The following is a 15,448-nucleotide window of genomic DNA, read 5'->3' as shown; positions in this document are numbered from 1 at the left end:
CATTTTTAGTATATTGACCAGGATTATACAACAAGAGGGGGACTAAAATTGGAATCAATGACCTTTGTTTTATTTGGAGCGACAGGGGACTTAGCGAAACGAAAAATTTACCCCGCGCTATATAACTTATATAGAGATCAAAAGCTTCCAAAGCAAATATCCGTTATCGGGCTTGGAAGACGCCAAGTATCTCATGAAGATTTTCAAGAAAGAATAAAAGAATCAATAGAGACGTTTTCTCGTCAGAGGGAAGAAGGTACTCCGGAACTCGAAGGTTTTTTAGATAATTTTCGCTATTGTCCATTAGATGTGAGTAAGCCGGAAGACTATGAGAGATTATTACAAGTCGTTCGTGAAAGGGAAGAAGAACTACATATAAAAGGTAATAGAATGTTCTATCTTTCCGTTGCACCTGAATTTTTCGAGACAATTGCTTTAAATATTAAGGAAAGCGGACTTGATAAAACGGATGGATGGAAACGCCTAATGATTGAGAAACCGTTTGGGCACGACCTTAAATCTGCTCGTGAGCTTAATGATAAACTTAGTCGCACGTTTGAAGAAGACGAGATATACCGTATTGATCATTATTTAGGTAAGCCGATGATTCAAAACCTTGAAGCATTAGAATTTGCAAATCCTGTTCTCCAATCGATTTGGAATAAAGAACATATAGCGAATGTACAAATCACAGCGAGTGAAACAGTTGGGGTTGAAGAAAGAGCAGGATATTATGATCATGCAGGAGCTATTCGTGATATGGTTCAAAATCATATGTTACAAATATTAATGATGACTGCTATGAATCTGCCGGAAAAAATTAACGCATGTGAAATTCGAGAGGAAAAACGAAAGGTAATGGAGACGCTTCGTAAAGTGAAAAAAGAAGACGTTCAGAACCATATTATTCGTGGACAATACTCTTCAGGAGAGATAAAAGGCGGGCAAGTTGTAGCATATAAAGAGGAGCCGGGAGTAAATCCTTCTTCTAATATAGACACATTTGTTGCTGCTCGCTTATGGATCGATAATCCATTTTGGACTGGCGTTCCATTTTATATACGAACAGGCAAACGAATGAAAGAAAAGTCTACTCGTATTGTAATCGAATTTAAAAATACGTTAAAACAGCAATATCAAGATAATAATCCAAATGCAGAACCTAACTTATTAATAATTGAAATTAGCCCAGGTGAGAATGTTTCATTACAGTTAAATAGTAAAAATCCATTGAAAAATGGAGAAATTGAACCAATCCGTATTAACTTTACTTGTGAGCAAGCGGATGTGGGAGTACCTGAAGCGTATGAAAGACTCATTCATGATGCTGTGAGTGGAGACGCTACATTCTTTGCACATTGGAGAGAAGTTGAATTGTCATGGGAATGGGTACAACCAATTCTTGAAGCATTCGAGGAAAACTTATTGCCACTTCATGAATATGAGTCGGGTTCATATGGTCCAGATGCGTCTAATGAACTATTGCAAGAAAGTGGATTTAAATGGTGGTTAGATCAAGAAACGGAAAAATAAGTACTTTCTTTAATGAAAGCATTTAGGGGGACGATTACTATGACACAAAACATAAATCAATTAGCAGTGAATACACTTCGTACGTTATCAATTGATGCAATTAATGCGGCAAATTCAGGTCATCCAGGTCTTCCGATGGGAGCAGCACCGATGGCTTATGCATTATGGGCGAATCATTTAAATCATAATCCTAATCATCCAAAATGGTTTAACCGTGATCGATTCGTTTTATCGGCGGGACATGGATCGAGCCTACTATATAGCTTACTTCATTTAGCTGGATATGACGTTTCAATTGATGACTTGAAAAGCTTCAGAAAGTTAAATAGTAAAACTCCAGGACATCCTGAGTTTGGGCACACTTCTGGAGTTGAAGCGACTACAGGACCGTTAGGACAAGGGATTGCAAATGCTGTCGGAATGGCAATGGCAGAAGCGCATTTAGCAGCGAAGTTTAATAAGGATGGTCACTCTATTATAGATCACAATACGTACGCTTTAGTTGGAGACGGTGATTTAATGGAGGGTGTCGCTTATGAAGCGATGTCAATGGCAGGGCATATGAAACTTGGTAAGTTAATTGTACTGTATGATTCAAATGAAATTTCACTTGATGGGGAATTAAACATTGCTTTCTCTGAAGATATTCAGAAAAGGGTAGAATCTGCACATTGGCAATATGTAAGAGTTGAGGATGGAAACGATGTCGATGCTATTACAAAGGCTATTCAATTAGCGAAAGACAATACGGACCAACCTACTCTTATAGAAATTAGAACGATTATAGGTTATGGAAGTCCAAAAGTTGCTGGAACGAACAAAGCACATGGTAACCCGCTGGGGGTAGAAGAAGCGACAGCGACAAAACAAGTGTATGGTTGGCATTATGAAGAAGACTTCTTTGTGCCTGAAGAAGTAACAGCTCATTTTAATGATTTGAAACAAAAAGGTATTGAAAAAGAGGACGAATGGAATGAGCAGTTCAACGTATATAGAGAATCAAACCCTGCACTAGCAGATGAATTAGAAAAAGCGATTACAGGTGAGGTTTTAATCGAAGCGAAAGACATTCTATCCTTTGATACTGAAAAAACGATTTCCACTCGTGTTGCAAGTGGGGAAGCTATTAATCATTATGTGAAATCGATTCCTTCTATTTTCGGTGGAAGTGCGGATCTTTCTCATTCTACGATGACAGATATAAAAGGTGAAGCTGTGTACGCGGTAGAATCGTATGCTGGCCGAAATATATACTTCGGTGTACGTGAACATGCAATGGGAGCGGCAGCGAATGGACTGGCTCTTCATGGAGGAGTAAAACCGTTCGTAAGTACATTCTTTGTATTTAACGATTATCTTCGTCCATCTATTCGACTTGCTGCATTGCAAAAGTTACCTGTTACGTACGTATTTACACATGATTCGATTGCTGTAGGAGAAGATGGTCCAACGCATGAACCAATTGAACAATTAGCAGCTCTTCGGGCAATTCCAGGTTTAACAGTTATCCGCCCGTCAGATGCAAATGAAACAGCGAGTGCGTGGGCTTATGCATTACAGCAAACGGATAGTCCAGTCGTTTTAGTACTTAGCCGTCAAAATTTACCGGTATTTAATGAAACGAAAGCGAACATAGAGAATCTTTCTAAAGGAGCTTATGTATTAACGCAAACAAATGAAAATCCGGATGTGATTTTAATTGCGACAGGTTCTGAAGTTTCTTTAGCTGCTAGTGCGAAAGCAAAATTAGAAGAAGATCATGTTTCAGTCCGCATCGTTGCAATGCCAAGCTGGGAGTTATTCGATCGCCAATCGAAAGAATATAAAGAATCCGTTCTTCCGTCTTCTGTAACGAAACGAGTATCTCTTGAGATGGGTGTATCTCTTGGATGGGAGCGTTATGTAGGACAAGAAGGAAAAGTACTATCAATTGAAACATTTGGAGCTTCAGGAACTGGAGCTGAAGTCATGAATCTATTTGGATTTACGACAGAAAATGTTGTTCAAATTACAAAAAATGTATTGAATTCTTAAGCTATGACTGTGAATACCTTTCCGGACATATCAACTTATAAGTGCTGAAAATGATATGTCAAAAAGGTATTCAAGATTGTAGTGATATGAATTTTTAATAAAAGATGATTTGCGGAGGAATTATATTATGCGAGTAGGATTAATTGGTTTAGGTAAAATGGGATTAAATTTAGGGAAAAATTTAATGGATCATAAACATGAAGTAGCAGCATTCGATTTAAATACGAGTGCAGTGGAAGAAATGAAAGAGTATGGGGCTACAGGTGTATCTAGTTTAAATGAACTTGTTCAGTCATTACAATCACCAAGAATTCTTTGGGTTATGGTACCGCACGCTGTTGTTGATTCTGTTATTGATGAGGTTACACCATTGCTTTCAAAAGGAGATATTTTAATTGAAGCGGGTAATTCACATTATAAAGAGTCAATTCGCCGATATGAGCAACTAAAGAAAGATGGCATTCACTTTATGGATGCAGGAACTTCTGGCGGAATGGAAGGCGCTCGTAATGGTGCTTGTTACATGATTGGAGGAGATCAAGAAGCTTGGGACATCATTGAACCTATCTTCCGTGATACTGCTGTAGAAAATGGATACTTATATGCTGGAAAAGCTGGTAGTGGTCACTTCTTAAAAATGGTTCATAACGGAATTGAATACGGTATGATGGCTGCTATTGGTGAAGGATTTGAAATTCTAGAGAAAAGTGAATTTGATTACGATTATGAAAAAGTATCAAGAGTATGGAATAACGGTTCAGTCATTCGCTCTTGGTTAATGGAATTAACAGAAAATGCGTTTTCTAAAGATGCAAAACTTGATGAAATTAAGGGCGTTATGCATTCTTCTGGCGAAGGGAAATGGACAGTAGAAACAGCATTAGACCTTCAAACAGCAACTCCTGTTATCGCAATGTCTCTATTAATGCGCTATCGCTCATTAGACAATGATACATTTACAGGAAAAGTTGTAGCAGCTCTGCGTAATGAATTTGGCGGACATGCAGTAGAAAAGAAATAAAGTGCAACTTTAATCAGTGGGGCTTGATCCCACACCAATCGGCCTTTTACGGGATAAGCATATTAAACATGTAACTCATCAACGTTTAAAAACTGGAGGGAATTGATCATGAAATTTTTTATTGATACTGCAAATCTTGAGGACATAAAAAAAGCATATAAACTTGGAGTTTTAGCTGGTGTTACAACGAATCCTTCTTTAGTAGCAAAAGAGGGCGTTAAGTTTGAAGACCGTATCGCAGAAATTTGTCAGGCAGTACCTAAAGTTGAGTCTGTTTCGGCAGAAGTAACGCCAGATGCTGTTACAGCTGAAGAGATGATTGCTCAAGCAGAAGAATTAATTAAAATTAACGGTGGCGATAAAAACGTCACGATAAAACTTCCGATGACGCTAGCAGGATTAGAAGCTTGTCGCTATCTTACTGAAAAAGGTGTGAAAACGAACGTTACCCTTATTTTCACTGTAAACCAAGCTCTTTTAGCTGCTCGAGCAGGTGCAACGTACGTTTCTCCATTTTTAGGACGCTTAGATGATATTTCTGAAGATGGTGTACTATTAGTTGCGAAAATTGCTGAATTATTCGATGTTCATCAATTAGATACACAAATTATTGCGGCTTCTGTCAGACACCCAGATCATGTAACTCGTGTAGCGATGGCAGGTGCTCACATTGCAACAATTCCTTATAAAGTAATTGAACAACTTGCTATGCACCCATTAACAGACCAAGGTATTGAGAAGTTTGCTGCGGATTGGGCGAAAGCTCCTAAATTATAATGAAGTGAAGTTTTCGCTAGTTGCTTTTTCAAGAGAGGGCCACGCTCTATGTAATTTCATCCTGTAAACTTAATCTTGAGTTTGGCATCTTATTACGTGAAAACGGCAATATAATAAAGAAACGATTCATTTTCAAAATAGCACAATAGATATGAAAAGGACCCCCTTATGAGAGTAAAGTTAGTTAGCATATAATTCTCATAAGGGAGAGTCTTTTTTCTTATAAAACATGGTGTTCTCAAGTATATATTTAATCGAGAAAGATTTTGGAGAGTGTTCTTTTGTTATAGGAATATTTTGAAAGGGGTTACATGGTGGGTTCGAAATATATGATTGGTGTAGATATTGGGACAACTAGTACAAAATCAGTTTTATTTTCAATTGATGGATCTGTTATCGCAAGCCATGGGATTGAATACCCTTTATATTCTCCCGCGCCAGAAATAGCAGAACAAGATCCAGAAGAGATTTTTCAAGCAGTGATACATACGATTAAAGAAACGGTGCAATCAAGTAAAGTACAGCCAATTGATATTCTTTGTGTTTCTTTTAGCTCGGCAATGCATAGTGTCATTGCTGTAGACGAAGAGGGGAATCCATTAACGAAATGTATTACTTGGGCGGATAATAGAAGCGCAAGCTGGGCAGAGAAAATAAAGAATGATATGAATGGTTATGAAATTTATCTTCGTACGGGAACGCCAATTCATCCTATGTCACCACTTTCGAAATTAGTTTGGCTACAGAATGAGCAGGCGGAATTGTTCGCAAAAAGTTATAAATTCATTTCTATTAAAGAATATGTTTTTTACAAGTTATATAAAGAATATGTAATTGATTATTCTATAGCATCAGCAACAGGAATGTTCAATTTGAAATCTTTAAATTGGGATGAGGAAGCTCTTCGTGTTGCAGGAATTTCAAATGAAAAGCTTTCTAAACTTGTTCCAACGACGCACAGTTTAATAGGATTAGATGAAGAACTTGCAAATGAGATGAATTTACTTGTTTCTACTCCTTTTATAGTAGGAGCGAGTGACGGAGTACTATCCAATTTAGGTGTAAATGCAATAGATCCTGGCGTTGTGGCTGTTACAATTGGTACAAGCGGTGCGATACGTGCTGTAACAAATGGTCCTGTAACAGATCCAAAAGGTAGAATTTTTTGTTATGCCTTAACTGAAGACCATTGGGTAATCGGTGGACCAGTTAATAACGGTGGTATGATTTTCAGGTGGGCTCGTGATCAATTAGGCACTTCAGAGATTGAGCTTGCGAAGCGTTTAGGAAAAGATCCATATGAAGTGCTTACTGAAATAGCAGCAAAAGTTAATCCGGGATCTGACGGTTTATTATTTCATCCTTATTTAGCGGGGGAAAGAGCTCCTTTATGGAATGCAAATGCGCGAGGATCTTTCTTTGGACTTGGATTGCATCATAAGAAAGAACATCTTATCCGTGCTGTTTTAGAAGGGGTAATTTATAATTTATATACAGTTCTTCTCGCTTTAAAAGAACTAATTGGCGAACCGAAAAAAATTCAAGCGACAGGCGGTTTTGCAAGGTCGGAACTTTGGAGACAGATGATGGCGGATATTTTTCATCAAGACGTATATGTTCCTGAAAGTTTCGAAAGCTCTTGCTTAGGGGCTGCAATCCTCGGTTTATATAGTATAGGTGAAGTAGATACGTTGCATGTAGTTTCTGAAATGGTAGGTGCGAGTTTCCACCATGAACCCAACATGGAAAGTGTGGAAAAATATAAAGATTTAACACCAATATATATTCGTCTGTCCCGTCAATTGGAAGAAGAATATGAAAGTATAGCAGCGTACCAAAAAAAGTGGGTTTAAAGCCTATTTAACAGGAAAATATGGTAACGTATAAAGAGGTACTCCAATTTTTTTAGGGTACTCATTCAACATAAAATATTTTAAGAAGTATGATGAATGAAAAATATAGGGAGAGAGGGTTATGAAAATGAAGGATAACAAAGAGTTTATTGGATATGTTGGAACTTACACGAAAGAAAATAGCGAAGGAATATACAAGTTTACTTTAGATACGGAAGCAAAGAAAATTAGTAATGTAACACTTGCGGCCAAGCTGGATAACCCTACATATGTAACGATTAACCGAAATAATGAATATCTCTATTCCGTTGTTAAGGAAGGCGAATCTGGCGGTGTAGCTGCTTATTCTATTGATAGTCATACTGGAGAACTAAAAGCGAACAATAGACAAGTAGTAGAAGGTGCTTCTCCTTGTCATATTAGTGTTGATAGTGGAAACCATACAGTAGTTACAGCGAATTACCATAAAGGAACGATTGAGTCTTTTGAAGTAACTGAAGAAAATGGAACTGTAAATCCTGCCTCATCTATTATGGCGCATGAAGGTTCAGGTCCAAATAAAGAAAGACAAGAAAAACCACATGCACATTACGCAGGATATACTCCTGATGAAAAATATGTGGTCGGTGTTGATTTAGGAATTGATAAGTTAATTACGTATGAAATAAAAGATAGTACATTAATAGAAGTAAATAGCTTGTCTGTGAAACCAGGAAGTGGTCCAAGACATATTACTTTTCATCCAAATGGAAAGTACGCCTATGTGATGACGGAGCTGAGTTCAGAGGTCATTGTGTTAACGTATCATTCGGAAGAAGGATCCTTTACAGAATTACAGTATATTTCTACCGTTCCCGAAGAAGTTGATGGAAATAGTCAAGGTAGTGCTATTCATATTTCTTCTGACGGCAATTTTGTATATGCAGGTAATCGTGGTCATAATAGTATCGCTGTTTTCAGTGTGGATCAAAACTCAGGTCAGCTTACATTTGTTGAACATACATCTACAGAAGGAAATTGGCCGAGGGACTTTGTATTAGATCCGACTGAAAAATTTCTTGTTGCTACAAATGAAAAGTCACATAATCTTGTGCTATTTTCAAGAAATGAATCTACAGGAAAGTTAACACTCTTACAATCTGATGTTGTTGTGCCAGAGCCTGTTTGTGTTAAGTTTTTAAATGTGTAGCTCATGTTCGACATAATTTCATCTATCCCAAAAAATAGAGTATAGAAAAAGCAAAGCGATATCGCTTTGCTTTTTACTGTTTCTTTTTCGGTCTACGTACTAACTCGCCGCCGCAGTTTGGACAAACGTTTTGTCTTTCTTCTGTACATGGTGCACAAAATGTACATTCATACACGCAAATGTATGCTTTAGAATCTTGCCCCAGTGATTGATCGCAAATTAGACAGTTTGTTTTCATTGCTAGTGCCATAGTAATTCTCCTTTTAATTTGAAAATTTATAATTTAATTATAATTCATTAGGTAGAAACTGTCTTTTTCAATTGAAAGGAAATTGAATGATAAAGTTATGAATTGAAACGAAAGATGTTGGTTTATTTTAAAATTGATTATTTATTACAGTTGGAATATTATGAAATAGTCAAAAGACAACAGGGGGTATAGATTTTGACTAATCATAACGATCATTTAAAAGCAAACTGCGAAAAATGCTTCGGTCTATGTTGCGTTGCATTACCGTTCGCAGCATCGGTAGATTTTGCAGTGAATAAAGATGGTGGTAAACCATGTTCCAATTTACAATCAGATTATAAATGTAGTATACATAAAAATCTTAGAGGAAATGGCTATAAAGGCTGTACAGTATTTGAATGTTTCGGTGCTGGGCAAAAGATTTCTCAAGTTACATTTAACGGGGTTGATTGGCGGAAAGATGCTAAGCATGCGAGAAAAATGTACGATGCTTTTCCGGTTATGCATCAACTTCATGAAATGCTTTGGTATTTAAATGAGGCTATTCTTTTAAAGGCGACACAATCGATTCATAAAGAATTAAGTAAAGCGATTGAAGAGACTGAGCGTCTATCAAATTTAAGTTCAGATGAGTTAATGAAAATAAATGTTCCATTACACAGAGCGGAAGTGAACATTCTCCTTTTAGAAACGAGTGAATTAGTATGGAAAGAAATGAATGCTGCGCGTAAGAAACGAATCATTCACCGAGGCGCAGACCTTATGGGAGCAAATCTGAAAAAGAAAAATTTACAAGGGGCCAATTTAAGAGGAGCATATTTAATTGCGGCTAACTTAAATGGTGCGGATTTAAGAGGAGCAGATCTCATCGGAGCAGACTTGCGAGATGCAGATATTCGCGGGGCCGATTTTACAAATAGTATTTTTCTGACGCAAGTTCAAGTTAATGCGGCGAGAGGGGACAAACATACGAAATTACCGAAATTATTGTCCCGTCCATCGCATTGGAGTGCGTAAAGAGTGAGGAGTATTTAGTGTGGATATATTTCAGTATTTAGAAGAGATGCAAGAGGATGTTTTTTCGTTAGCAGTAGAACAAATAGAAGCGAAGTATTATGATATTTGTTGCATATTAGCACCAAGTGCGCATGCCGAGCGAATTAAATCGATTCCTTTAGATTCATATGAAAAGAGTATGAGGATAGGTTTGAGAGAAACATTAGAAGTTGCTGAAAGTGAAGAAGCAAAGGCAATTTACTTTGAGTATGATCTTGATAATGAATGGGATAGTCAGTTTTATATTTGTGAGGAATATGCTCCACTTGAAGAAGAGGATGATGATTGGGCTTCTGAATGGACGTATGATATTGAGGGACCAAGGTCTGTAGAATTAGCGGATCTGTATGCTGAAAATGGCTTTGATACAAGTGAAAAAGCTGTTGGTATAACTTTGTATTTAATTGCTAAAACGCTGTGTAGTTTTATAAGTGTATGTAGTGAAGTGCAAAGTAATATACCGATTTGTATTGGTTTTCACGACCAAGATCCAATTATGCGAACAGGCAGAGACTAAGTCTCTGCCTGTTTTCTATACTACGTTCTCTTTTCAAAAGTAGTAATTAGAACACTACATATAATAAGGATACCACCAATGAAAAAGTTACTGCTTAACGTCTCATTTAATAAAATCCAGCCGAGTAGGGAACCAACGATCGGTTGGAAGAAGAAAAATAAGGAACCGATGCTAGCATCCATTAATTCTAGTCCTTTATTCCAAAGGAAAAATGCACCTGCCGTTGAGACGATTCCTAAATAAAGTACGCCTAATACTACATACATGTTCATATGTTCAATTGGGTTTGATTGGAATTCCCATATCATAAAAGGTGTAATGAAAAAGAGTGAAAAGAATATTGCATACGTTGTAATAACTAAAGATGAAAATTGTGCTGAAGCAATCTTCACATAAATGGATAGTAAAGCCCATGTGATAGCGGCTCCAACTAAAATAATTGTACCGATAAAATAGGATCCAATTTCAATATCCCATCCGATTACTATAATGACACCGATTGTCGCTATTATAGTTGATAAAAGTCTACGAGTAGTTAGTTTCTCTTTTAAAATGAGCGTTGCAAATATAACCATAAATGCAGGTGTAGCTGATGTCACTAAGGAACCTGTATGAGCATCGGATAATTTCGTTCCGATAAATTGACATGTGATTGAAATGAAATACCCGATGAATCCAATCCAAGCAAATAATAGCCAATCTTTTTTGTGCATGGGTATTTCTTTCTTTTGCTTTTTTTCAGTTATTTTCAAAATCACATATAAAACAACAAAAGCGATAATAAAACGTAGCCAAACAAGTGTAAGTGGCGGGATAAAGTCGAGTACGTATTTACTAACAACGTACATACCGCCCCATATACTTGCTGCTAGAGATAAACATATAGCTCCTAAAATTGTTTGTTTCATTTGAATGACCTCCGTCTATTTTTAGGGTTATGATTTATTCCCTAAGACGAGGCATAGTGCACTTGTTATATGAATGCCCGTCTTAGATTATAGACGGACTACAGGTTGATCGTTTTCGAATGAAGTGTTGTAGTACATGAGCGTATTCCTCCTTCATACTTTTATAATGATATTATAACTTAATTTTCAGTTTATTGGGATATTAATTGTACGGAGTTGATTCTTTAGAAAATGATGGTTGTCGAAAAAAGCATAGTATATGGTAGAAAAACATATTTTTAAAATAAAAGAAACCAATTACATAACTGATAAGTATATTAAGAGTAGGATGAAAAAGTAGATTAATAGAGAAAGAGGAGGAGATTATTATAACTACAACCGTTATTTCTCATTTTTACAATGAAGAGTATTTATTACCGTGGTGGCTTATGCATCATACGAAACTGTTTGATCATGGTATTTTAATTAATAAAGGTTCTACAGATCGTTCAGTCAGAATTTGCAAAAAATTCGCACCGCATTGGGAAGTGCGAGATTCTACAAATCCAGAGTTTGATGCATTAGCGACAGATCATGAAGTTATGAGGGTAGAACAAGAAGTACAAGGATGGAAAATGATTTTAAATACGACCGAGTTTCTTTGTGTGCAAGATAAAAATAAGTTTTGGAAATCACTAAATGAATTGGGAGGGAAGATGTATTGGCTAGAAGGGCTTATTATGGTTGATGATCCTAACTACAATTATCCGGACCTTAACTTTGGACTACCTTTAATGAAACAGCGATTTCACGGTTATTTACCAGAAGATTGGCCGTTGTGGAGAAGAGGTAGATTTATTCATAATCATGAACACGGAAGTTATACGGTTGGAAGACATTTATCCGCGCATGAATCTATGATTTATCCCCCTCTTGCTTGTATATTATGGTTTGGATTTAGTCCGTGGAACGATGCGATGAGAAAGAGAAAGTTACAAATTGGTCCGACTCTTTCTGAAGCTAGTAAGCATGGGGGAATGGGTACGCATCATATTATTACGCCCGAAAGATTAGAAGAATGGTATAAGGAATTAGCGAGAGGAGCGAAGGATTTACGTTTTAGGGATGCATATCGTTATGTTTTTGTATAAATGATTCCCACCATAAAATTGTTTCTTCGATTCCTGTATTTAGATCGTATGTTGGTTTCCAGTTTACTTCAGTTTTTAAACGTTCTACATTAACCCCGACAAATAAAGGTTCATCTTTAGAGAAAGGGATTGCACCTAGTTTAATTAAATGTTCTTTTCCTATCTTTTTGGCGATGATAGAAGCTAACTCTTTAATTTGTACAGATTGACCAGAAGCGATATTGATTGTGCCTGTAACGTCGAGTTCTAATACTGTTACGAGAGCATCAGCCGCGTCGCTCACATGGAGGAAATCTCTTGATTGTTTTCCATGTGTACATAGTGCTTCCTCATTTTTTAATAAGGAAGTGATAATGTTAGAAACGAGCCGATTCCCTTGTTCGTGAGGGCCATACATATGAAAAATGCGACCCCAACACATGCTGAGACCGTTTTGCTCGGCGTATGTTTGTAGCCAGGAGTGAAGTGCGTTTTTACATAATGAATACGGGGTTTTATAGGAAAGAAGCGGTGAATTTTCAAATAATACGCCGTTAAACCATTCATATTCTGCGCCAGTACCTGCAACGACGACCCGCTTTCCACCGCATGTTGTGAAGTGTTGGATCAATGAGATACTGGATGTAAGCCAATAGTAATTATTAATTGATACGTAGCATGCTGGCGGCACTGCTTCCCAAGCTAAATGAATGAGATGACTAGGTTGCATGTCGTAAATGAGTTTTTTTATTTCTTCATCGCAAAGTAAGTTTACTTTATGCCAATGGCAAGAAAGGTGAGAAGGCTTATGTGTATTGTAAGTGGCGTGTACTTCATAGCCCTTTTGAATCAGAGAATGTACAACATATTTACCAATCCATCCACTACCGCCTGTTACAAGGATTTTTTTCATGGCTCAATTACCTCAACTTCTGGTATCGTTACTAAAAATTTGCCGCCCCATTCACGAATGAAAGAGCATTCTTTCATAATTTCATTTTTCAAATTCCAAGGGAGTATGAGAATGTAATCAGGTTTTGTACGTTTAATTTCTTCTGGAGATTGTATTGGAATGCGGGTTCCTGGTAGAAGGAGATTTTGTTTGTGAGGGTTTTTATCTACTGTATAAGCTAGAAATTCTTTTCCTATCCCGCAATAATTTAAAAGGGTGTTCCCTTTAGCTGGGGCACCGTAACCGATAATTTGTTTGTTTAAAGCTTTTGCTTCGATAAAAAACTTTAAAATATTTATTTTCAATTGTTCTATGCGTTTAGAAAAAAGGAGATAGCAATCTAATGTATCTAGCCCGTGATCTACTTCTTTTTGGATTAAGTTTGTAACATTGGAATGGATAGTGGATGAGTCACTATGATGGTTTATAAAAATACGCAATGAACCACCGTGCGTTGAAAGTTCTTCTACATCACCAATTTGTAAATGATGATGAGCTAAAACTTTTTGAAGACTTATAAGTGAGAAATAGGAGAAATGCTCATGGTAGATTGTATCAAACTGTTTAAAGGATATGAGATTTAATAAGTGCGGGAATTCAATTGTTATCGTGCCATCTTGTTTTAATAACGTTTTTAAACCGGCGACAAAATCATGTAAGTTCGGAACGTGTGCTAATACGTTATTTGCGATGATTAAATCTGCTTGTGGTAATTTTTTTGCTAAGTCATTGTTGAAAAAATTCACTTCAGTAGGGATTCCTTTTTGGATCGCGATTGCTGCTACATTTTTTGCTGGTTCAATTCCTAACGTTTCGATATGTTCTTTTTGAAAGTATTGTAATAAATACCCGTCGTTACTCGCAATTTCAATCACTTTTGAATGGTTTGTTAAGTTAAAACGCTTAATTGCCATTTCTACGTATTGCTTAGCGTGTAGTAGCCAGCTTGATGAGTAAGAACTGAAGTATAAATAGTCATGAAAAATATTGTGCGGAGATTCAAATTCATCTAATTGTACAAGCAAGCAAGAGTTACAAACAAATGTGTGCAGCGGATAAAATGGTTCCATTTTATATGAGTTTTCAGGAGCTACAAATGAGTTAGCGAGAGGGGAAACTCCTAAATCTAAAAAAGTATTTGTTAGTAATGAGTGGCAAAAACGGCATTTTTTCTGTTCCATTTTATAGCCCCCTTATAAATTTTTGAATGCATCGATTTGTTGTCGCGTGAAAGATTCTATATTTTCACCGGATGCATATTTTTTGTACCAATCAATAGTCCAAGCGATAGAATGATCTGTTGATAACTTAGGTGTCCAACCGAGTTTATTTACTGCTTTTGTACTGTCGAGTGTTAAAATAGGTGATTCATAAGGAGTGTTTGTATGAGGTGAAAGGATTGTTAGTGGTTTATTCCATAATTTTATTATAGATTGAATGACATCATGGACTGTTCTGTTAGGTTCGTTCATCGGGCCGAAATTCCACGCTTCTGCATATTCAGCATCTGTCCAAAGTTTTTCAGCTAAAAGGATATAGCCATGTAAAGGATCTAATACGTGTTGCCACGGACGAATAGCGTGTTTGTTTCTAATAGTTAATGTGCCATCTTGTAAATGTGCACGAATGACATCTGGGAATAATCGGTCTTCTGCCCAATCACCACCGCCGATGACGTTACCTGCTCTTACTGAGGCAAGTTTCTGTGTATTAGTGCGGAAGAATGATTTTTGATAGGATGTTGCAACTAGTTCAGCACAGGCTTTACTAGCACTATAAGGGTCGAAACCTCCTAGCCGGTCAGTTTCCACGAATGCCTGGTTACCGCTCCCGTCATTTTCATAGCATTTATCACTTGTAACATTAATGACGCCACGTATACTTTCTATATGTTTTGCCGCTTCTAATACGTGAACAGTACCTAAAACATTCGTTTTAAATGTTTCGATAGGATTTTTGTATGAAATGGTGACAATCGGCTGGGCTGCTAAATGAAATATTATGTCAGGGTTATGTTGTTTCAGGGCACGGAATAATGAATTGTAATCTGTAATATCGCCATTAATTGATGTGCACTCTTTTGCTACGTTAACTTGTTCAAAAAGGTTAGGGATGGATGGAGGATGAGAAGAGTAGCCGATTACTTCTGCACCTAATGAAGTTAAAAAAAGGGTAAGCCATGAGCCTTTAAAGCCGGTATGTCCTGTAATAAATACTTTTTTCTTATTCCAAAAAGATGATGAAGCCAT

14 protein-coding genes are annotated in these 15,448 nt (G+C 36.9%); 9 read left to right on the top strand and 5 right to left on the bottom strand.

Going from position 1 to position 15,448, the window contains the following annotated elements; all coding sequences use genetic code 11:
* The first annotated feature begins 48 nt into the window (after positions 1–48).
* From zwf to BAU27_RS21690, 6 genes are all read left to right on the top strand, one after another.
* Positions 49–1,533: a glucose-6-phosphate dehydrogenase gene (zwf, locus tag BAU27_RS21715; protein WP_071771898.1), complete on the top strand. Its 1,485-nt coding sequence runs from the start codon at positions 49–51 to the stop codon at positions 1,531–1,533.
* A gap of 39 nt (positions 1,534–1,572) precedes the next feature.
* A complete protein-coding gene (tkt, locus tag BAU27_RS21710) occupies positions 1,573–3,567 on the top strand; it encodes a transketolase (protein ID WP_071747478.1) in 1,995 nt (664 codons plus the stop codon).
* Between the two features lie 127 nt (positions 3,568–3,694).
* Positions 3,695–4,588, top strand: coding sequence for a phosphogluconate dehydrogenase (NAD(+)-dependent, decarboxylating) (gene gnd / locus BAU27_RS21705; RefSeq protein WP_071771897.1), 894 nt, complete (start codon positions 3,695–3,697; stop codon positions 4,586–4,588).
* Positions 4,589–4,696: 108 nt separating this feature from the next.
* A complete protein-coding gene (fsa, locus tag BAU27_RS21700) occupies positions 4,697–5,365 on the top strand; it encodes a fructose-6-phosphate aldolase (RefSeq protein ID WP_000667692.1) in 669 nt (222 codons plus the stop codon).
* A 311-nt stretch (positions 5,366–5,676) separates the two neighbouring features.
* Complete coding sequence (gene gntK, locus BAU27_RS21695; RefSeq protein WP_071771896.1) at positions 5,677–7,218, top strand: gluconokinase; 1,542 nt, start codon at positions 5,677–5,679, stop codon at positions 7,216–7,218.
* A gap of 121 nt (positions 7,219–7,339) precedes the next feature.
* A complete protein-coding gene (locus BAU27_RS21690; RefSeq protein WP_083596114.1) occupies positions 7,340–8,407 on the top strand; it encodes a lactonase family protein in 1,068 nt (355 codons plus the stop codon).
* A 73-nt stretch (positions 8,408–8,480) separates the two neighbouring features.
* Here the strand turns inward: BAU27_RS21690 and BAU27_RS21685 are convergent, their stop codons facing one another.
* Positions 8,481–8,657: a DUF1272 domain-containing protein gene (locus tag BAU27_RS21685; protein ID WP_071771895.1), complete on the bottom strand. Its 177-nt coding sequence runs from the start codon at positions 8,655–8,657 to the stop codon at positions 8,481–8,483.
* Between the two features lie 195 nt (positions 8,658–8,852).
* Between BAU27_RS21685 and BAU27_RS21680 the strand changes: the two genes are divergently transcribed.
* Both BAU27_RS21680 and BAU27_RS21675 read left to right on the top strand, forming a co-directional pair.
* Entirely contained in the window at positions 8,853–9,674 is an 822-nt protein-coding gene (locus BAU27_RS21680; protein WP_071747474.1) for a pentapeptide repeat-containing protein, read from the top strand.
* Between the two features lie 19 nt (positions 9,675–9,693).
* Positions 9,694–10,230, top strand: coding sequence for a hypothetical protein (locus BAU27_RS21675; RefSeq protein ID WP_071771894.1), 537 nt, complete (start codon positions 9,694–9,696; stop codon positions 10,228–10,230).
* 20 nt (positions 10,231–10,250) lie between these two features.
* Here BAU27_RS21675 and BAU27_RS21670 read toward each other — a convergent pair whose 3' ends face one another.
* The gene (locus tag BAU27_RS21670) at positions 10,251–11,138 is read right to left on the bottom strand and encodes a DMT family transporter (RefSeq protein WP_071771893.1); all 888 of its coding nucleotides are present in this window, start codon (positions 11,136–11,138) and stop codon (positions 10,251–10,253) included.
* A 344-nt stretch (positions 11,139–11,482) separates the two neighbouring features.
* Here BAU27_RS21670 and BAU27_RS21665 point away from each other — a divergent pair, with 344 nt between their 5' ends.
* Positions 11,483–12,268, top strand: a complete 786-nt coding sequence (locus BAU27_RS21665) for a glycosyltransferase family 2 protein (protein ID WP_071771892.1) — start codon at positions 11,483–11,485, stop codon at positions 12,266–12,268.
* Here BAU27_RS21665 and BAU27_RS21660 read toward each other — a convergent pair.
* Genes BAU27_RS21660 through rfbG form a run of 3 tightly spaced genes read right to left on the bottom strand, consistent with a single transcriptional unit; the run spans position 12,237 to position 15,448 of the window.
* On the bottom strand, positions 12,237–13,160 hold the full coding sequence (locus BAU27_RS21660) for an NAD-dependent epimerase/dehydratase family protein (protein ID WP_071771891.1): 924 nt from the start codon (positions 13,158–13,160) through the stop codon (positions 12,237–12,239). The genes BAU27_RS21665 and BAU27_RS21660 overlap by 32 nt on opposite strands.
* The gene (locus tag BAU27_RS21655) at positions 13,157–14,380 is read right to left on the bottom strand and encodes a class I SAM-dependent methyltransferase (protein WP_071771890.1); all 1,224 of its coding nucleotides are present in this window, start codon (positions 14,378–14,380) and stop codon (positions 13,157–13,159) included. The genes BAU27_RS21660 and BAU27_RS21655 overlap by 4 nt, the downstream gene beginning before the upstream one ends.
* A 12-nt stretch (positions 14,381–14,392) precedes the next feature.
* The gene (gene rfbG, locus BAU27_RS21650; protein WP_071771889.1) at positions 14,393–15,448 is read right to left on the bottom strand and encodes a CDP-glucose 4,6-dehydratase; all 1,056 of its coding nucleotides are present in this window, start codon (positions 15,446–15,448) and stop codon (positions 14,393–14,395) included.

It is taken from the genome of Bacillus sp. NH11B, assembly GCF_001884205.1.
GTDB lineage: Bacteria > Bacillota > Bacilli > Bacillales > Bacillaceae_G > Bacillus_A > Bacillus_A proteolyticus.
The sequence above is the reverse complement of the archived record's forward strand: the minus strand, read 5'-3'. Positions and strand labels throughout refer to the sequence as shown.

Excerpts from the sequence above, each read along its gene's own strand:
- tkt (WP_071747478.1), top strand. The coding sequence starts at position 1,573 with ATGACACAAAACATAAATCAATTAGCAGTGAATACACTTCGTACGTTA.
- gnd (WP_071771897.1), top strand. The coding sequence starts at position 3,695 with ATGCGAGTAGGATTAATTGGTTTAGGTAAAATGGGATTAAATTTAGGG.
- fsa (WP_000667692.1), top strand. The coding sequence starts at position 4,697 with ATGAAATTTTTTATTGATACTGCAAATCTTGAGGACATAAAAAAAGCA.
- gntK (WP_071771896.1), top strand. The coding sequence starts at position 5,677 with ATGGTGGGTTCGAAATATATGATTGGTGTAGATATTGGGACAACTAGT.
- BAU27_RS21690 (WP_083596114.1), top strand. The coding sequence starts at position 7,340 with ATGAAAATGAAGGATAACAAAGAGTTTATTGGATATGTTGGAACTTAC.
- BAU27_RS21685 (WP_071771895.1), bottom strand. The coding sequence starts at position 8,657 with ATGGCACTAGCAATGAAAACAAACTGTCTAATTTGCGATCAATCACTG.
- BAU27_RS21670 (WP_071771893.1), bottom strand. The coding sequence starts at position 11,138 with ATGAAACAAACAATTTTAGGAGCTATATGTTTATCTCTAGCAGCAAGT.
- BAU27_RS21660 (WP_071771891.1), bottom strand. The coding sequence starts at position 13,160 with ATGAAAAAAATCCTTGTAACAGGCGGTAGTGGATGGATTGGTAAATAT.
- BAU27_RS21655 (WP_071771890.1), bottom strand. The coding sequence starts at position 14,380 with ATGGAACAGAAAAAATGCCGTTTTTGCCACTCATTACTAACAAATACT.
- rfbG (WP_071771889.1), bottom strand. The coding sequence starts at position 15,448 with ATGGCTTCATCATCTTTTTGGAATAAGAAAAAAGTATTTATTACAGGA.